General features: G+C 70.1%; 19 protein-coding genes. 7 read left to right on the top strand and 12 right to left on the bottom strand.

Annotated features, from left to right (window positions below):
• Positions 1-29 precede the first annotated feature (29 nt).
• Positions 30-1,019, top strand: a complete 990-nt coding sequence (locus tag ACZ53N_RS11550) for an alpha/beta hydrolase (RefSeq protein WP_436800563.1) — start codon at positions 30-32, stop codon at positions 1,017-1,019.
• A gap of 100 nt (positions 1,020-1,119) precedes the next feature.
• On the opposite strand, the gene ACZ53N_RS11545 is transcribed toward ACZ53N_RS11550, so the two are convergent.
• Positions 1,120-2,016, bottom strand: a complete 897-nt coding sequence (locus tag ACZ53N_RS11545; protein ID WP_469140800.1) for a menaquinone biosynthetic enzyme MqnA/MqnD family protein — start codon at positions 2,014-2,016, stop codon at positions 1,120-1,122.
• Between the two features lie 292 nt (positions 2,017-2,308).
• On the opposite strand from ACZ53N_RS11545, the gene ACZ53N_RS11540 reads away from it, so the two are divergent.
• The gene (locus ACZ53N_RS11540) at positions 2,309-2,512 is read left to right on the top strand and encodes a cold-shock protein (protein WP_003984261.1); all 204 of its coding nucleotides are present in this window, start codon (positions 2,309-2,311) and stop codon (positions 2,510-2,512) included.
• Positions 2,513-2,726: 214 nt separating this feature from the next.
• On the opposite strand, the gene ACZ53N_RS11535 is transcribed toward ACZ53N_RS11540, so the two are convergent.
• On the bottom strand, positions 2,727-4,697 hold the full coding sequence (locus ACZ53N_RS11535; RefSeq protein ID WP_469140698.1) for an AMP-dependent synthetase/ligase: 1,971 nt from the start codon (positions 4,695-4,697) through the stop codon (positions 2,727-2,729).
• A gap of 114 nt (positions 4,698-4,811) precedes the next feature.
• On the opposite strand from ACZ53N_RS11535, the gene ACZ53N_RS11530 reads away from it, so the two are divergent.
• A complete protein-coding gene (locus ACZ53N_RS11530; RefSeq protein ID WP_469140697.1) occupies positions 4,812-5,876 on the top strand; it encodes an AraC family transcriptional regulator in 1,065 nt (354 codons plus the stop codon).
• A gap of 85 nt (positions 5,877-5,961) precedes the next feature.
• Positions 5,962-7,122 carry a lipase family protein gene (locus ACZ53N_RS11525; protein WP_469140696.1) on the top strand — a complete coding sequence of 387 codons (1,161 nt, stop codon included), beginning with the start codon at positions 5,962-5,964 and terminating at the stop codon, positions 7,120-7,122.
• Between the two features lie 91 nt (positions 7,123-7,213).
• On the opposite strand, the gene ACZ53N_RS11520 is transcribed toward ACZ53N_RS11525, so the two are convergent.
• The 6 genes from ACZ53N_RS11520 to ACZ53N_RS11495 form a co-directional block, all read right to left on the bottom strand.
• Positions 7,214-7,840 carry a TetR/AcrR family transcriptional regulator gene (locus tag ACZ53N_RS11520; RefSeq protein ID WP_469140799.1) on the bottom strand — a complete coding sequence of 209 codons (627 nt, stop codon included), beginning with the start codon at positions 7,838-7,840 and terminating at the stop codon, positions 7,214-7,216.
• Positions 7,841-8,027: 187 nt separating this feature from the next.
• Positions 8,028-9,350, bottom strand: a complete 1,323-nt coding sequence (locus tag ACZ53N_RS11515; RefSeq protein WP_469140695.1) for a dicarboxylate/amino acid:cation symporter — start codon at positions 9,348-9,350, stop codon at positions 8,028-8,030.
• 374 nt (positions 9,351-9,724) lie between these two features.
• Positions 9,725-10,015, bottom strand: a complete 291-nt coding sequence (locus ACZ53N_RS11510) for a DUF4229 domain-containing protein (RefSeq protein WP_469140694.1) — start codon at positions 10,013-10,015, stop codon at positions 9,725-9,727.
• 67 nt (positions 10,016-10,082) lie between these two features.
• A complete protein-coding gene (locus ACZ53N_RS11505; protein WP_469140693.1) occupies positions 10,083-10,610 on the bottom strand; it encodes a GNAT family N-acetyltransferase in 528 nt (175 codons plus the stop codon).
• A 142-nt stretch (positions 10,611-10,752) separates the two neighbouring features.
• The gene (gene mqnE / locus ACZ53N_RS11500) at positions 10,753-11,916 is read right to left on the bottom strand and encodes an aminofutalosine synthase MqnE (protein WP_130878883.1); all 1,164 of its coding nucleotides are present in this window, start codon (positions 11,914-11,916) and stop codon (positions 10,753-10,755) included.
• A 251-nt stretch (positions 11,917-12,167) separates the two neighbouring features.
• Positions 12,168-12,623, bottom strand: coding sequence for an Lrp/AsnC family transcriptional regulator (locus tag ACZ53N_RS11495; RefSeq protein WP_356448891.1), 456 nt, complete (start codon positions 12,621-12,623; stop codon positions 12,168-12,170).
• Between the two features lie 124 nt (positions 12,624-12,747).
• Here ACZ53N_RS11495 and ACZ53N_RS11490 point away from each other — a divergent pair, with 124 nt between their 5' ends.
• Positions 12,748-12,876: a hypothetical protein gene (locus tag ACZ53N_RS11490; protein WP_469140692.1), complete on the top strand. Its 129-nt coding sequence runs from the start codon at positions 12,748-12,750 to the stop codon at positions 12,874-12,876.
• On the opposite strand, the gene ACZ53N_RS11485 is transcribed toward ACZ53N_RS11490, so the two are convergent.
• The 3 genes from ACZ53N_RS11485 to ACZ53N_RS11475 all read right to left on the bottom strand — a co-directional run bounded on the left by ACZ53N_RS11485 (position 12,873) and on the right by ACZ53N_RS11475 (position 16,104).
• Positions 12,873-13,559 carry a UbiX family flavin prenyltransferase gene (locus ACZ53N_RS11485; protein ID WP_390154691.1) on the bottom strand — a complete coding sequence of 229 codons (687 nt, stop codon included), beginning with the start codon at positions 13,557-13,559 and terminating at the stop codon, positions 12,873-12,875. The two genes, ACZ53N_RS11490 and ACZ53N_RS11485, sit on opposite strands and share 4 nt — an antisense overlap.
• Before the next feature lie 99 nt (positions 13,560-13,658).
• Complete coding sequence (mqnP, locus tag ACZ53N_RS11480; protein ID WP_469140691.1) at positions 13,659-14,579, bottom strand: menaquinone biosynthesis prenyltransferase MqnP; 921 nt, start codon at positions 14,577-14,579, stop codon at positions 13,659-13,661.
• Positions 14,580-14,652: 73 nt separating this feature from the next.
• Entirely contained in the window at positions 14,653-16,104 is a 1,452-nt protein-coding gene (locus tag ACZ53N_RS11475) for a menaquinone biosynthesis decarboxylase (RefSeq protein ID WP_418100780.1), read from the bottom strand.
• An 87-nt stretch (positions 16,105-16,191) separates the two neighbouring features.
• Between ACZ53N_RS11475 and ACZ53N_RS11470 the strand changes: the two genes are divergently transcribed.
• The gene (locus ACZ53N_RS11470) at positions 16,192-16,515 is read left to right on the top strand and encodes a PLD nuclease N-terminal domain-containing protein (protein ID WP_469140690.1); all 324 of its coding nucleotides are present in this window, start codon (positions 16,192-16,194) and stop codon (positions 16,513-16,515) included.
• A 19-nt stretch (positions 16,516-16,534) separates the two neighbouring features.
• On the opposite strand, the gene ACZ53N_RS11465 is transcribed toward ACZ53N_RS11470, so the two are convergent.
• Complete coding sequence (locus tag ACZ53N_RS11465) at positions 16,535-17,104, bottom strand: Uma2 family endonuclease (protein WP_469140689.1); 570 nt, start codon at positions 17,102-17,104, stop codon at positions 16,535-16,537.
• Positions 17,105-17,195: 91 nt separating this feature from the next.
• On the opposite strand from ACZ53N_RS11465, the gene ACZ53N_RS11460 reads away from it, so the two are divergent.
• Positions 17,196-17,582, top strand: a 387-nt coding sequence (locus ACZ53N_RS11460) for a helix-turn-helix domain-containing protein (protein ID WP_469140688.1), incomplete at its 3' end; no start/stop codon positions are given.

The raw sequence follows: 17,582 nt of genomic DNA, 5'->3' as shown, positions 1-17,582 counted from the left end.
CCGTGCTCGGGCTGATCGCCTGGCCCGTCATGAGCTACTTCGAGATCCCCCCGTTCACCGACAAGGGCAAGCCCGTCAGCTTCGGCAACGACGAGCCCGCCACGGGTGGCACGGGCGGCCAGGCCGGCGGCCAGAACGGTGCGCAGCCCGCGGACTCCAAGGTCCTCATGCCGACGGGTCCCAAGGCGGACTTCCGAATAGCCAACTCCCTGGGCGACGGCACGAAGATCGGCGTCGTGACGCTGGACGGCAAGAAGTCCGGCTTCAAGGGCAAGGTGTGGGTCTGGGCCCCGCCGCAGTACAACGACCCGCAGTACAAGAAGAGCGGCTTCCCGGTCATGATCGCCCTGCCCGGCGGTCCCGGCTACCCGAACAACTACTGGATGGGCACGGACCTCAAGCTCCAGTCCTCCATCGCCAAGTGGTCGAAGGAAGGCAAGAGCCTGCCCTTCATCCTGGCCATGCCGGTCCTGAACCCGGACGAGAAGTACTACTACGACGGCAGTGACATCCCCGGCCAGGCGAAGATGGGCACCTGGCTGACCGAGGACGTCCCGGACCTGGTCAAGCAGAACTTCCGGACCCTGAAGTCGCGTGACGGCTGGGCGTTCATGGGCTCCTCCTCCGGTGGCTTCGCCGGCCTGAAGGCCGTCATGAAGTACCCGGACCGCTTCAAGGCCGTGATCGCGTCCGGCCCGGACATCGTGCCGGACTCCCCGCTGTGGGCCGGTCACGAGAAGGAGAAGCAGGAGAACAACCCGGAGAAGCTGGCCCAGGAGCTGATCAACCGGAAGGGCCCGGACGTCTACCTGGCCTTCCAGGTCGGCACCAAGGAGCCCCCGATCGTCATGCAGAACGTCAAGAAGTTCATGGCGACGTACGGCAAGGGCCCGGTCCACACCATGCTCCGGGAGATCCCGGGCGGCTCGCACAACGCGCACACCTACGTGCCGAGCATGGGCGAGGGCCTGATCCAGTACATCAGCAAGAACATGGAAGGCCCGACGCCGGCCTCCTGACCCGAAGGCCCGGGGCCGGGCGGCCCGGTGACCTGATCCCGGTCCGCCGCCCCGCGCCCCCGCCGCAGGCAGCTCCGAAGTCCTGATCCCCGCCCGGGGGTCAGGACTTCAGCAGTTCCACCCGCACATCGGCTGGGAAACCGGTCGTCGGGCCCGTGCGGCGGGCGAACTCGGCCACCCCGGCGAGCTGGTCCGGTCCGAAACGGAAGTCCAGTGTCGTGAAGTAGCGCTCCAGCAGTTCCGCGTCGAAGGACTCCCAGCGCGCCGCCTGCTCGGCGACCTTCCCGACCTCCTCCAGGGACAGGTCCCGGGAGGCGAGGAACGCCTCGTGGACCTTGGAGACGATGCGCGGCTCGCGGGCCAGGTAGTCGCGGCGGGCGGCCCAGACGGCGAAGACGAACGGCAGCCCCGTCCACTCCTTCCACATCTGCCCGAGGTCGTGGACCTGCAGGCCGAGCCGGGGGGCGTCGTGCAGCGAGGCCCGCAGCGCGGCGTCCCCGATCAGCACGGCGGCGTCCGCTTCCCGCATCATCAGGCCGAGGTCGGGCGGGCAGGTGTAGTACTCCGGCCGCACCCCGTACCGGTCGGCGAGCAGCAGCTGCGCCAGGCGCACGGACGTCCGCGAGGTGGAGCCGAGGGCGACCCGGGCCCCGTCCAGCTGGTCCAGCGGCAGCTGGGAGACGATCACGCAGGACATGACCGGGCCGTCGCAGCCGACGGCGATGTCCGGCAGCGCGACGAGGTCGTCGGCGTTCTTCAGGAACTCGACGAGGGTGATCGGGGCGATGTCCAGCTCGCCCCGGACGAGCTGCTCGCTGAGCTTCTCGGGGGTGTCCTTGGTCAGGTCCAGGTCGAGCAGCGTGCCGGTGCGCGCGAGGCCCCAGTAGAGCGGCAGACAGTTGAGGAACTGGATGTGTCCGACGCGGGGGCGGCTGCGCAGCCGCTCCGGCGGCAGGCCGGCGCGGGTGGCGGGGATCGCTGGGTCCGAGGCTGAAATGTCCACATCCGGAGGCTAGCCCCGGGCCGCCGGGAAGGCGGGGGCGGGGGTCGCGCCGCGCCGGGCCCGATCGTCGATCTTTTCCGCGCGGGAGGCGCCGAAAACCTGTGAACAGCGTGATCTTCGACTCTTTCCCAGCGCGAACCCACCGTGCTACGCTCGCCGCAAGTTGCAGTTTGGTTTCCCTTGCAGTACAGAGCCTGCGGAGCATGTGACCCCGCAGGCTTTTGTAGTTTTCAGACTTCTCGCAGGTTCTGGAGCAGGGCAACCCTTTGGGCCCAAGGAGGGCTTTATGGCTACCGGAACCGTGAAGTGGTTCAACGCTGAAAAGGGCTTTGGCTTCATTGCCCAGGACGGCGGGGGCCCCGACGTCTTCGTCCACTACTCCGCGATCAACGCCTCTGGCTTCCGCTCCCTCGAGGAGAACCAGCAGGTCAACTTCGACGTCACGCAGGGCCCGAAGGGCCCGCAGGCGGAGAACGTCACCCCGGTCTGATCCTCGGATCCCTCCGGTGCGACGGCTCGACCGATCGCGGTCGACGTGCTGTACCCAAGGAGCCCTGCTCCCCCGCTACGGCGGAGGGGCAGGGCTCCTGCCTTTTCTCAAGGCGGTCGGCTCACCCGGATCTCACGGCTCTGCCGAACCTTGTTGAACTCATGACGCACAGAACCCGCACGCCTTTCGCCGCTAACCGGATCATCCTTTTCCGCTATCGCTCGTACAACGCATCGATTTCCGCCGCGTAACGGTTCGCGATCGCGGAGCGCCGCAGTTTCAGGGTGGGGGTCAGCTCCCCGCCGCCGACCGTGAAGTCCTCGTCCAGAATCGTGAACGCCCGGATCCGGGCGGGCCGGGCCACCTGGGCGTTCGCGGCGTCGACGGCCTCCTGGCAGCGGGCCCGCACGAACGGGTGCCCGGCATGCCCCCGGCCCGGGTCCAGCCCCTCGCCCCGGGCCCAGGCCGCGATCTCCTCCGCGTCCAGGGTGATCAGCGCGACGGGGTACGGACGGGCGTCGCCGATCATCACCGCGCGCGAGACCCAGCGGGACTGCTGGATGGCGGCCTCCACCAGCGAGGGGGTGAGGTTCTTGCCGCCCGACGTGATGATCAGGTCCTTCTTGCGGCCGGTGATCCGGAGGAAGCCGTCCGCGTCGAGGCTGCCGAGGTCGCCGGTGTGCAGCCAGCCATCCGGGTCCAGCGCCTCGTCGGTCGCGGCCGGATTGGCGTGATAGCCGGGGAAGACCCCGGGCCCCCGGGCAAGCACCTCGCCGTCCGCCGCGATCCGCACCTCGCAGCCGCGCACCGGCCGGCCGACCGTCCCGTACCGGACCGCCCCCGGGTGGTTGAGGGAGATCACCCCGGCCGACTCGGTCATGCCGTAGCCCTCGAAGACCCGGATACCGCAGGCCCGCAGGAAGTCCATGGTCTGCGGCGCGATGGGGGCGCCGCCGGTGAGCGCCCAGCGCAGCCGCCCGCCGAACGCCGCCCGGACGAGGGAGAACAGGCTCTCGTCCGCCGCCTGCCAGGCCGCGCGGAGCGGGCCGGTGGGCTCCTCGCCCCGGGCGCGCAGTTCGGCGACCTCGACTCCGGTCCGTACGGCGGCCTCGAAGCGGTCCCGGCCGTCCTGGCCGCGTGACTCGGCGAGCGAGGCGACGGTGGCGTGCACCTTCTCGAAGAGCCGGGGCACGGACGGCAGATGCGTGGGCCGGACCTCGGCGAGCTCGGCGACGACGTTCTCGATCCGGCCGCCGAAGTAGCAGAGCGTGCCGCCCTGGCGCAGGCACGTGAGCTGGATGAGCTGGGCGAGGAGGTGGGCGAGGGGGAGGTAGAGATACGTGGTGTCGCCGGGACCGCCCTCGATGAGGTCGGCGGTGGCGTCCTGGACGGCCGTGAAGTTGCCGTGCGTGAGCCGACAGCCCTTGGGAAGGCCGGTGGTGCCGGAGGTGTAGACGATGGCGCAGAGATCATCGCCGGTGCGGGTCGCGCTCCGCGCGAGGAGTTCCGCCAAGGGCGCTTGGGGCAGCGCCCCGAGCAGCGGCGGGGCACCCCCGCGACGGCGGACGCCGCTCCCGTCACCACCCGCACCCGGCCCCGTCCCCGGCAGAGCCGCGGCCCGAGCGCCGGACGCGGACTCGGACCCGGGTGCGGACCCAGGCGCGGGCCCGACCGCAGACGCAGGCCCGGACCCGAGCTCGGCGGCCCGCCCGTCGATCGTGCCTTCCCCGCCTTCCCCGCCTTCCCCGCCTTCCCCGGCGATCCGCACCACGTGCCGTAGCCCCGGCAGCTTCGCCCGCAGGGCCTCGACCCGGGCCGCCTGGGCCGCGTCCTCGCAGATCACCACCGTCGCCGCCGAGTCCCCGAGCACCCAGGCGAGTTCGTCCTCACCCGCCGTCGGATAGACGGGGACGACAACCGCGCCGGCGGCCAGGATCGCGAAATGGGCGTAGGTCCACTCCGGGCACGTCTCGGCCAGAATCGCCACCCGGTCGTCCGGGCGCACGCCGAGGGCGACGAGGCCCCGCCCGACGGACCGTACGGACTCGCGAAGAGCGTCGTAGCCGACCTCCGTCCAGTCGCCGCCCGGGGACTTGAAGCGCAGGGCGGGCAGTTCCCCGTACCGCCGCGCCGCCTCCTCCACGAACTCCGCGAGCGTGCCCGGTACCTGCCGACCGTCGCGCATGACGCCTCCCTCGGATCCGTACGCCCGACGCTACGAAGCGCGGCCCCGGACCGGGGATGACCGGAAGCGTCAGCGCCGCTGACCCCGGCGCTCATCGGGGCTACCGTGCAGGGCATGGGCAGGCGGACGATCACCGTGCACCACGTACGGGCCGCGCTCGGCGGCGCCCGGCGGCTCGGCATCGACACCGTGCCGTTGCTGCAGACCGCGCGGATCCCGCCGCTGCTGCTCGCGGACGACCGGGCGCGGGTGACGCCCGAGCAGTTCACCTCGCTGGTGAAGGCGCTGCACCGGGCGACGCGGGACGAGTTCCTGGGGCTCGGGCCCACGCCCAGCAGGAACGGCACGTTCGCCATGATGTGCTCCGCGTGCCTGGGCTGCCGCGACCTCGGCGCGGCGCTGGAGCGGGGCGTCCGCTTCTACGGGCTCTTCCCCGGCGGGCCCGATCTGGCGCTCGAACGCCGGGGCGCGGAGGCGGTGTTCACCGTCCGCAACGACCTGCGCGGCTATGCCGAGGGGCGCTTCCTCGCCGAGTGCGTGGTCATCGTCTGGCACCGGCTGGCGAGCTGGCTGATCGGCCGCCGGATCGCCCTGCGCTGGGCGGAGTTCGCCTTCCCCGCCCCGCCGTACGCGGGCGAGTACGGGCTGCTCTTCGGCTGCCCCGTGCGGTTCGGCGCGCGGCGCACGGGGGCCGGGTTCGACGCGCAGTGGCTGGCCGCGCCCGTGGTCCGCGACGAGGCGGGCCTCGCGGAGCTGCTGCGGCGGGCGCCCGCCGATCTGCTCAGCCGCCGCGAGTACGGGACGACGGTCGCCGAGCAGGTGCGGCGGGCGTTCGGCACCGCGCTGCGCGAGGGGCGGCGGCCGGCCCGGCTGCCGGAGGTGGCCGAGGTCGCGGCGCGGCTAGCGATGAGCCCGGCGACGCTCCGGCGGCGGCTCCAGGAGGAGGGCACCTCCTACCGGCTGCTGCGGGACGGGGTGTTGCGGGACGCGGCGATCAGCGGTCTCGCGGCGAGCCGGGAGCCGATCGCCGAGCTCGCGGCCCGGCTGGGCTTCTCCGAGGACACCGCCTTCCACCGGGCGTTCCGGCGCTGGACGGGGACCACGCCGGGCGCGTACCGGCTGCTGAGCACCGAGAGCGGCGAGTGGCACGAGGGCATGCGGCGGGGTCAGCAAAGCTGAGCGTCCCGGTCAGCGCCCGGATTACCCGCCGGTCACTACGGTCGCCCCAACCGGTTCGGCACCACTGGACATTCGGGAGAGCCGCATGCACCTGCGTACCAGAGCCCTGGCCGCCCTCGCCGCGCTGGCGGCCGCGTTCGCCCTGGCGGGCCCCGCCTCGGCCGGGCAGCCGGACCGGGGCGGCGGAGCCCCCGGCGACATCGTCAGTTCCGCGCCCACGTCCTTCCACCCCCTGCCCGGCCAGCCCACGAACACCCGGGCCTGGCACATCACGTACCGCTCCACCACCGCCAAGGGCACCCCGAACGTCGTCTCCGGCACCGTGATCGTCCCCCGGGACGGCCGGAAGGGGCCGCGGCCGCTGATCACGTACGCCGTCGGGACCGTCGGCCTCGGTGACGCGTGCGCCCCCTCGGCGGGCTTCCCGTACGGGACCACCCTGGAGGCCAATCTCATCCAGCAGTTGACCCTGCGCGGCTGGGCCGTCGCCGTCACCGACTACGAGGGCCTCGGCACGCCCGACGAGCACACGTACGCGGTCGGCCGCGCCGAGGGCCATGCCGTGCTCGACGCGGCACGCGCCGCGCAGCGGCTGCCGGAAGCGGGCCTCGGCACGGACTCCCCCGTCGGGATCATGGGCTACTCGCAGGGCGGGCAGGCATCGAGCTGGGCTGCCGAGCTGCACGGGGCTTACGCACCCGAGCTGGACGTCAGAGGCACGGCCACCGGTGGTGTCCCGGCCGACCTCCTCAAGACCGCCGACTTCAACAACGGCGGCATCGGCGCCGGTCTCGTCCTGATGGCCGCCACGGGCCAGAACGCGGCCTTCCCGGAGCTGGACCTGGACCGCTATCTGAACGACAAGGGCCGCGGCTACGTCGACTTCATGAAGAAGCACTGCGTGGCGATCGACGCGGTGGCGGGCCTCTTCCGGAAGATCTCCGACGTCACCGTCAAGAACCCCCTCCACGAGGCGGACTGGCAGCGCGTCCTGCGCTCATCCGACCTCGGCACCCGCGCCCCCGACCGGCCCGTGTACCTCTACCACGGCGTCATCGACGAGCTGATCCCGTACGCGGTCGGCAAGAAACTGCGCGCGGACTGGTGCGCCAAGGGCGCGAACGTGCAGTGGAAGGCGCTGCCGCTCGGCGAGCACGTCCTGGGCGTGATCACCGAGTCGATCCCGGCGGCCGACTGGCTGGCGGACCGGTTCGCGGGCAGGCCGACCGTGGGCAACTGCGGTTGATCCAACGCCGGACGGGCTGATCGAGCCCGTCCGGCGTTTGAGGACGCGCCCGCAGGGCGCTCGCCGCCACGGAGCGCCGGAACCTGGGGGCTCAGCCCCGCGCCGCGGACCAGCACCGGCCGTTCATGAGATTCCCCAGGCCCGCCCAGACGAGGTTCATCAGCGTCGACGCCGTCTCCTTCTCCGAGGGGGCGGCGTCGCCGCGGGTGTTGGCCCACGCGGCGAGCGACTCGGCGGCCCCGACGAGCGCGTGCGCCAGGCCGGAGATCTCCCGCCCGCCGGGTTCGGCGGCGCAGGCGGCCTCCCGGGCCGTCGCGGCGATGAGCTGGGTGACCACGTCGACGATCTCCTGCCGCATCGCGCAGACGGCCGAGGCGAACGGCTCGCCGTGCGTCCGGGCCTGGCAGTGCAGCACCGCCCAGGCGTCGGGGTGGGCCGCGGTGTGCGCGAAGAAGCCGAGCAGCCCGCTCCACAGCCGGCCGTCGGGGGACGCCTCCGGGTCGATGGCGGACCGCACCGCGGTCACCAGCGCCTCGGACTCGCGCCGTATGCAGGCGCTGAAGAGGTCTTCCTTCGAGTTCAGATAGAGATAGACGAGCGGTTTCGATGCCCCCGCCAGTTCGGCGATCTCGTCCATGGACGCCGCGGCGTAGCCGCGTCGCGCGAAGATCTCCACCGCCGCGTCGAGCATCTGGCGCTCGCGCACCTCGCGCGGCATCCGCTTGGTCTTGACCTTGGTCCTGATCCCGGCGCCGGTCCTGGCCTCGGTGCTGACCTGAGCAGCGTCGGTCTGTGCGGTCTGTGCGGTTTTCACAACAAACATCCCTCCGCCCCCGTCACGTTACCGGCTGGTAATTTTACGGGGAGGAGGGATGCCGTCGAGGGTGCGGATCAAGCCGTACGGATCACGCCGCTACCGGCTGCGGCTCCGCGCCCGGGGCGTCGTCGAGCTTCGACCCGTCGGCCGAGTCGTACGCCGCACGGTCGAGGATCTTCTCCCGGGAGGCGACGAGGATCGGAACGACCGACTGACCTGCGACGTTCGTCGCGGTGCGCATCATGTCCACGATCGGGTCGATGGCCAGCAGCAGACCGACACCGGCCATCGGCAGGCCCAGCGTCGACAGCGTGAGGGTCAGCATCACGGTCGCACCGGTCAGACCGGCGGTGGCGGCCGAGCCGATCACGGAGACGAAGGCGATCAGGACGTAGTCACGGATCTCCAGCGGCACGTCGAAGACCTGCGCGACGAAGATCGCGGCGATGGCGGGGTAGATCGAGGCGCAGCCGTCCATCTTGGTCGTCGAGCCGAACGGCACGGCGAAGGACGCGTACTCCTTCGGCACACCCAGGCGCTCGGTGACCTTCTGCGTCAGCGGCATCGTGCCGACGGAGGAGCGGGAGACGAAGGCCAGCTGAATGGCCGGCCAGGCACCCTTGTAGAACCGCAGCGGGTTGACCTTGCCGACGGTGGCGAGCAGCACCGGGTAGACGCCGAAGAGCACGATGGCGCAGCCGACGTAGATGTCGGCGGTGAACGTCGCGTACTTGCCGATCAGGTTCCAGCCGTAGGTGGCGATGGCCGTGCCGACCAGGCCGAGGCTGCCGAGCGGGGCGAGCCGGATGACCCACCACAGAACCTTCTGGAGCAGGTCCAGCGCGGCCTGGCTGAGGTCGAGGACGGGCTTGGCCTTGTCGCCGATCTGGAGGATGGCGATGCCCGCGGCGGCGGCCATGAAGACGATCTGGAGCACGTTCAACTCGGTGAACGGCGTGATCACGTCGGTCGGGATGATCCCGGTCAGGAAGTCCAGCCACGAGCCGTGCTTCTTGGGCTCGGCGCCGTCGGCCGGGGTGAGGCCGGTGCCGGAGCCGGGGTCGGTGAGCAGGCCGATCGCGAGGCCGATGACGACCGCGATCAGCGACGTGATCATGAACCAGAGCAGCGTGCGGGTGGCCAGCCGGGCGGCGTTGGAGACGTTCCGCAGATTGGTGATCGACACCAGGATGGCGAAGAAGACCAGCGGGGCGATCACGACCATCAGCAGCTGGACGAAGATGTCGCCGATCTTGCCGAGGGTGACCTCGAGCCAGTGGATGTCACCGCTCTGGGCGGCCCAGCCGAGCAGGGCGCCCAGCATGAGGCCGAGCAGGATCTGGGCCCAGAACGGGACCTTGGGTATGCGCCGGCGGGTGGCCGTGGCGGCGGACGCGGGTGTCGAAGGCACGGGGATCTCCGGGGACGGAAGTAAGAAAAAGGGCGTTCAGGCGCCAGGAGGTCCGTAGAGACGGGATCTCCGGCCGCGGCGGTCGTGACGTCAGCGGCGGCAACAGGCCGCGGACACGCAGCGGCAAAGATCGACGTGCAGGCGCGCCACGAGCACGGGGCTCACGGCTGATCGGTGCGCTGCTGCTGTCTTCATGTCGAATACGTTAACACTCGGCCTTTGGGCAACTCAAAGCTCTCCTTTGAGTTCAAGCACACGCGTACGGCCGGAATACGCCGGACGCCCCCTCACGGAGCGGTCGCTCTGCGAGGGGGCGTCTATGCGTTGTGAGCGGGATTACACCCGATGGTCCGGGTAGTTCCCGCTTGGGGGATTCAGGCGGTCGCGTCCTCCTGGCCGCTGTTGGCGGCCAGCTTCTGCTTCGCGCGGTCCACGCGCTCGACGATCTGCTCGGACATGGCGTCACGCTGCTTGCGCAGCAGCACCCAGCTGAGCGGGGCGGAGATGACGAGCGCGAGCAGGATCATCCAGATGAGGTTCGAGCCGCGCGCGGCGATCGGGACGGCACCCGCCCAGCAGAGCCCGTAGACGACACCGAAGCAGGCGATGAGCAGACCGAACCGCAGAGCGGTGTAGCGGAGCGAGGCGAACTTCTGGCTACTCACGGACGGGACCTTCTTCTCAACGGCAACCGAAAGGGTCACCGTCCAGTCAAGCACGGACCGATAGGGATCAGACCAGGGGGAGCCACATCGTGATGTCGTCGCGATGATCGTCCGGCGCGACGCGGATCGCGGCGGGCACCCGGCCGACCTCCTTGAAACCGACGGTCTCGTAGAAGCGCTCGGTGCCCTCGCCACCCCGCACGCCCAGCCGCACAGCATGGAAGTCCAGGTCGCGGGCCATCTCTATCGCCTCGCGCACCATTGCCTTGCCCCGGCCGCCACCCTGCAGCGTGGGGTGGACCATGACCGTGACGAGGGTGCACCAGTGGGTCATCAGGCGGTGCGAGTTGAGCTTGAGAAAGGCCGTGCCGATCAGCCGTCCGCCCGCGCCCCCCTCATATGCACCGAGCATCCGCGTCCCCCCGGCGGTCACGTCGTCCAACTGCCGCCGCATGACGGGCGCTATGTCCTCGGCGGTGACGGGCGGCACGAAACCGACGGCGCCACCGGCCTGCGAGACGTCGAGCCAGAGGTCGGCGAGTTCCTCGCGGAGGGCGGGGGTGAGCTGGGGATCACGGACGAACGTAAGGGTCATGGACGCCATGCAACCATTACGAAGATCAGAGCGCAATGACTTATGGACAGGCCAGGCGGACAGCCCGCGGCAGACACGACAGAAGCCCCGGCGGACGTGTCCACCAGGGCTTCTCCTGCAACCGGAACGCGCCTCCGGGACGTCAGATCCGCATCGGCTGCGGCGACTCGCGGCGCGCGGCGTCGGGGCCGGGGTACTCGCGGATGATCTCGTAACGGGTGTTGCGCTCCACCGGGCGGAAGCCGGCGTCGCGGATGAGGTCCAGCAGGTCCTCACGGCCGAGCTTGTTCGGCGTGCCGTAGTTGTCGGCGTCGTGCGTGATCTTGTATTCGACGACCGAGCCGTCCATGTCGTCCGCGCCGTGCTGCAGCGCGAGCTGCGCGGTCTGCACGCCGTGCATGACCCAGAAGACCTTCACGTGCGGGACATTGTCGAAGAGCAGCCGGGAGACGGCGAAGGTCTTGAGCGCCTCGGCACCGGTCGCCATGGTCGTCCGCGCCTGGAGCCGGTTACGGACCTTGCCGTCCTTCATGTCCACGAAGTCGTGCTGGTAGCGCAGCGGGATGAAGACCTGGAAGCCGCCGGTCTCGTCCTGCAGCTCGCGCAGCCGCAGCACGTGGTCCACGCGGTGGCGCGGCTCCTCGATGTGCCCGTAGAGCATCGTGGAGGGGGTCTTGAGCCCCTTCTCGTGCACCAGACGGTGGATGCGCGACCAGTCCTCCCAGTGGGTGTCGTGGTCGACGATGTGCTGGCGGACCTCCCAGTCGAAGATCTCCGCGCCGCCGCCGGTCAGCGACTCCAGACCGGCATCGATCAGCTCGTCGAGGATCTCCGAGGCGGGCATGCCGGAGATCTTCTCGAAGTGCTGGATCTCGGTGGCGGTGAAGGCCTTGAGGGAGACGTTCGGCAGCGCCTCCTTGAGGGCCTTCAGCGAGCGCGGGTAGTAGCGCCAGGGCAGCGTGGGGTGCAGGCCGTTGACGATGTGCAGCTCGGTGAGGTTCTCGTTCTCCATCGCCTTGGCGAGGCGGACGGCCTCCTCGATGCGCATCGTGTACGCGTCCTTCTCGCCCGGCTTCCGCTGGAACGAGCAGTACGCGCACGAGGCGGTGCACACGTTCGTCATGTTGAGGTGCCGGTTGACGTTGAAGTGGACGACGTCACCGTTCTTGCGCGTGCGCACCTCGTGGGCCAGACCGCCCAGCCAGGCCAGGTCGTCGGACTCGTAGAGGGCGATGCCGTCCTCGCGGGTCAGCCGCTCCCCGGCGTGGACCTTCTCCTCCAGCTCGCGCTTGAGCCCCGCGTCCATGCGCCCGCCTCTCCAAACATCCGCTTTTGCAACCCTGTCGAGCGTACTCCTTGCGTTTTCGCCGCCGACTGCGGGCCGTCCGTGCCGCCTGCGGCGGCGAGCGCCCTGCGGGCGCGTCCTCAATCGCCGGACAGGCTGGTTTTGGCTGAGCTCCGCCGAATCAAGCCCGTCCGGCGATTGAGGACACCGCCGCGCAGCGGAGGTGCACACGCCACGGCCCGCAGGGGCCAACGACATCCGCCAAAGGAGGCCTACGCCTCCTCGGGCAGCTCCCCGACCCGGTTCTCCCACTTGGTCGAGAGGACGATCGTCGTCCGGGTGCGCGCGACGCCCCGGGTGCCCGACAGCCGCCGGATGGTGCGCTCCAGGCCGTCCACGTCACCGACGCGCACCTTGAGCATGTACGAGTCGTCGCCGGCGATGAACCAGCAGTCCTCGATCTCCGCCAGGTCGCGCAGCCGGCGCGCCACGTCCTCGTGGTCGGCGGCGTCGGAGAGCTGGATGCCGATCAGCGCCGTGACCCCGAGGCCGAGCGACGCGGAGTCGACGGTCGCGCGGTAGCCCGTGATGACTCCCGCCGCCTCCAGGCGGTTGATCCGGTCCGTGACGCTCGGCCCGGACAGGCCCACGAGCCTGCCCAGCTCCGCGTACGAGGCCCGGCCGTTCTCCCGCAGGGCCTGGATGAGCTGCCTGTCCACCGCGTCCATTGGCTGGCACCTTTCAAATAATCAGCGAAGTCGCCGGTTTACGTGTAGAATCTAAGGCATGCAGGGGAGATGCCCTGTAAATCATTCACCAGATCGACGTTGATCCTTCAGGAGTGAGCTTCCCGTGTACTCGATCGAGATGGCCTACGCCCGGATGCGCGAGCTGCAGGACCTGGCCAACCGCTCGCGTGCCCACCAGACCACCGACCAGCGCCGCGCCGAGGCCAAGACCCGCCGCACCAAGAAGCGCTAGTCCTCACCCGGGGAGCGCGCGGCACCGAGCTCTCCCTTCCACCGGCGGTAGAGCTGGTGCGGCACCCCCGCCGCGTCCAGCACCCGCCCGGCGACGAAGTCCACCAGATCCTGGATGTGCGTCGCCCCCGCGTAGAACGCCGGAGAGGCGGGCAGCACCACGGCGCCCGCCTCGTCCAGCGCCACGAGCTGCTTGAGCGTCTGACCGCTCAGCGGCGTCTCCCGCACCGCGACCACCAACCGGCGCCGTTCCTTGAGCGTCACGCTCGCGACCCGCTGCAGCAGATCCTTCGACAGCCCCAGCGCCACCCCGGCCACACAGGCCGTGCTCGCCGGGACGATCAGCATCCCCTTCACGGCGTAACTGCCGGAGGACGGCCCCGCCGCGAGATCCCCGGCCGGCCAGTACCGCACCCGGGCAAGGTCGGTCTCGAAGGTCCCGGGCTTGCCGTCGGCGCCCAGCGCCAGCCAGTCCCGCAGATCCTCGCGCCAGTGCGCGTCCCGGAACGCGATCCCGGTCTCGTCCAGCAGCGTCAGTCTCGACGCGCGGCTGACCACCAGGTCCACGTCCTCGCCCGCGGCCAGCAGACCGCGCAGCACGGACGCGGCATACGGGGTCCCGGACGCGCCGGACACCCCGACCACCCAGGGCCGGCGTTGCGTTGTGTGTTCGTACGGCTCCACGTCCCGAGCCTATCCGCAGCGCAGCGGAAGCCCACCGGTCACCTGCGGCGACCGGGGATCAACCGGCCGGAACCACGGACGGCCAGGCGTCGAGGCTACTCACACGGTCAGGCCGCGCACCAGCAGATCGAGCAACGCGCACACGAACAGGGCAATCCCGATGAACCCGTTGACGGTGAAGAACGCCCGGTTCAGCCGCGACAGGTCGTGCGGCTTCACGATCGAGTGCTCGTAGAGGAAGGCCGCGATCACCACGGCCAGCCCGACCCAGAAGAACAGCCCGGCGTTCGTGGCCAGCGCGTACCAGACCAGCAGGCCCGTGGTGACGACGTGGCAGGCCCGCGCGCCGTACAGCGCGGCCGGGACACCGAAGCGGGCCGGGACGGACTTCACGCCCTCCGCCCGGTCCGCCAGCACGTCCTGGGAGCCGAAGATCAGGTCGAAGCCGCCGATCCACACGCCGACCGCGAGACCGAGTATGACCGCGTCCCAGGACCACTCGCCGGTGATCGCCAGCCAGGCGCCGACCGGGCCGATGGCCTGGGCGAGACCGAGGATCGCGTGCGGGAAGTTCGTGAACCGCTTGCCGTACGGATAGACCACCATCGGGATCACGGCGAGCGGTGCGAGCGCCAGACAGAGCGGGTTGAGCAGCGCGGCGGCGCCCAGGAAGAAGGCGACGGCGATCAGCGCGCCCGTCCACGCGGAGCGCACGGAGACGGCGCCGGTGACCAGCTCGCGATTGGCGGTGCGCGGGTTACGGGCGTCGAGCTCGCGGTCGATGATCCGGTTGCAGGCCATCGCGAAGGTGCGCAGGCCCACCATGGCGACGGTGACCAGCAGCAGCCGGACCCAGTGGATGTTCTCGTCCCACTGGTACATCGCGGTGAGGGAGGCGATGTACGCGAAGGGCAGTGCGAAGACGGAGTGCTCGATGAGCACCAGGCGCAGGAACGCCTTCACCTTGCCGGTGGACGGCGCGGGGCCGGGGCCGAGGACCCCTTCGGCGGCGGAGGTCACAGCCCGTACCCCGGTTCGTCCCCGCGGTGGCGGGGAAACCCCGGCCGCGCACCTTCCACCATCGGCCTACGGATCACAGCCCGTACTCCTTCCAGCGCTTCGTCACCCGATCGGCGACTTCCGGGTCCGACTCGACCATGTGCGGCCAGCCGCCGTCGCGGGTGTAGCCCTCCTCGGGCCACTTCGCGGTCGCGTCGATGCCCGCCTTGCCGCCCCAGAACTGCTGGTACGAGGCGTGGTCGAGGTGGTCGACCGGGCCTTCGACGACGGTGAGGTCACGGGCGTAGTCGGTGTTGCCGAGCGCCCGCCAGGACACCTCGTGCAGGTTGTGCACATCGCAGTCCGCGTCGACCACGATGATCAGCTTGGTCAGCGACATCATGTGCGCGCCCCAGATGGCGTGCATGACCTTCTGGGCGTGCTTCGGATACTTCTTGTCGATCGAGACGATCGCGCAGTTGTGGAAGCCGCCCGACTCCGGCAGGTGGTAGTCCACGATGTCCGGAATGATGATCTTGAGCAGCGGCAGGAAGAACCGCTCCGTCGCCCGCCCCAGCGGACCGTCCTCGGTCGGCGGCCGGCCCACCACGATCGACTGGAGCAGCGGGCGCCGGCGCATCGTCACACAGTCGATGGTCAGCGCCGGGAACGGCTCCTGCGGCGTGTAGAAGCCGGTGTGGTCACCGAAGGGCCCCTCGGGCAGCATCTCGCCCGGCTCCAGCCAGCCCTCGATGACGACCTCGGCGTTGGCCGGGACCTGCAGCGGGACGGTCTTGCAGTCGACCATCTCGATCCGCTTGCCCTGGACGAAGCCCGCGAAGAGGTACTCGTCGATGTCGCCGGGCAGCGGCGCCGTCGAGGCGTACGTCACGGCCGGCGGGGCGCCGAAGGCGATCGCCACGGGCAGCTTCTCGCCGCGCTTGGCCGCCACCTGGTAGTGGTTGCGGCTGTCCTTGTGGATCTGCCAGTGCATGCCGATGGTGCGCTTGTCGTGGCGCTGGAGGCGGTAGAGGCCGAGGTTGCGCACGCCCGTCTCGGGGTGCTTGGTGTGCGTCAGCCCCAGGTTGAAGAACGAGCCACCGTCCTCGGGCCAGGTGAACAGCGCCGGGAGCTGCTCCAGGTCGACGTCGTCGCCGGTCAGCACCACTTCCTGGACCGGGGCGTCCTTGACCTTGCGCGGCGGTACGTGCGCCATCGCGCCCAGCTTGCCGAACGCCTCCCGCATCCCGACGAAGCCCTGCGGCAGCTCGGGCTTGAGCAGCCCGCCGATCTTGTCGCTGATCTCGTCGTAGGACTTCAGGCCGAGCGCCTTGAGCAGCCGGCGGTCCGTGCCGAAGACGTTCATCGCGAGCGGCATCGAGGCGCCCTTGACGTTCTCGAAGAGCAACGCGGGACCCCCCGCCTTGTTCACTCTGTCGACGATCTCCCCGATTTCCAGGTACGGGTCGACTTCGGCCTTGATGCGCTTGAGGTCACCGTCGCGCTCCAGCGCCCGGAGGAACGAGCGGAGATCGTCATAAGCCATGCGTTCCAGTATCAAGCACGCACTACCCTGGAGCGGTCACGGGGGCCGCCGAGCGGCCCGTACACCGCTCACTGGGGGCTCGCCACCATGCTCAGGTATCTGCCGCTTCTGCTGATCCTGGCGTTGTGGATCTATGCCTTCATCGACTGCCTCAACACCCCGGAGAACGAGGTGCGCGGGCTGCCGAAGATCGCCTGGGTGTTCGTCATCCTGCTCTTCGGCGAGGTCCTCATCGGCCCCGTCGCCTGGCTCTTCGCCGGCCGCCCGCGCCGCGCCGCCACCGGCGGCGGACGCGCCTACGGCCGCGGGCGCGGCGGACAGTGGGTGGCCCCGGACGACAACCCGGAGTTCCTCAAGTCGCTGAAGAAGGACGAGGACCCGGACCAGGACGGCAAGGGCCCGAAGGGCTGACCCATCCCGGCCGCCTGCCTCAGTCGCGGGGCCAGCCCGCGGTGTCGATGGTGATCTCGGGGAACGGAAGCGTGAACTTCTCCCCGAAGGCATAGGTCGTCACGTCGGCGTACGCACCGTCACGCGGCTCGCTGAACACGTGCACCGTGGCCTTCTTCGGGTCGACGATGACGTACGTCGGCACACGGGACGCGGCATAGACCGTCAGCTTGGCGTCGTAGTCGTCCCGCCGACTGCCGCGCGAGACGACCTCGGCCACGAACTCCACGTCCCGGAAGTCGTGCCTGCCCTCGTCGCCCTCCTCGGCGTCGTCCTTCACCAGCGCCACATCCGGGGCGTAGCCGTTGAGGACACCTGGGAAGTCGATGCGCACATCCCAGAGGATGTTGGCCTCGCTTCCACGAGCGTCTTCCAAGGCCCTGTTCAATCGCCGGATGATCGTGGCATGCACCTTGCGCTGCGGATTCAGGACGATCTCTCCCTCGATGATCTCCACCCGGTAGCCGGCGGGCACGTTCATGCGCGAGATGTCCGCGAACATCTCGTCCAGCTCGGCCGAGTCCACTGCCAGGTCCACTGCGGTGCTCATGTGCGCCTCCATGGCTGTCGCCTCCGAGTCTAACGAGCTGGTGCGTGATAGCGGGGTGAGTGTCGTGCCTGGCTGGTGGCATGATCCGGCTGTGGCGATCACGATCAATCGGGCGGTACTGGCACATCAGCTCTTCACAGGGATCTCTCGGCGTCATCTCGCGGGTCTGGTGCAAGAGTTGGCGGTGCGGTGGCAGGCCGGCGTCGAGGGTCGCCGTCATGCTGCGCGGGGCGGGGCGAGAAAGCGGGCCGCGGGCGCCGGCGCTCGCCACCAGTTGGTGTTCGTCGACAGGCTGACGGCCACGCTGATCCATCTGCGGCACGACCTGCCGCACTCGGTGCTGGGGCTGCTGTTCGGTGTCGACCGTTCCACCATCACCCGTGCGATTGCAGAAGTACGCACGCTCCTGGCCGAGCGGGGATGCGCGGTCCCCGACCGTCCCGGCCTGCGTCTTCGGACGCTGGCTGACGTGTTCGCT

The sequence above is a fragment of the Streptomyces sp. NPDC033229 genome, assembly GCF_055576875.1.
This window is presented reverse-complemented; position numbering and strand designations above follow the sequence as displayed.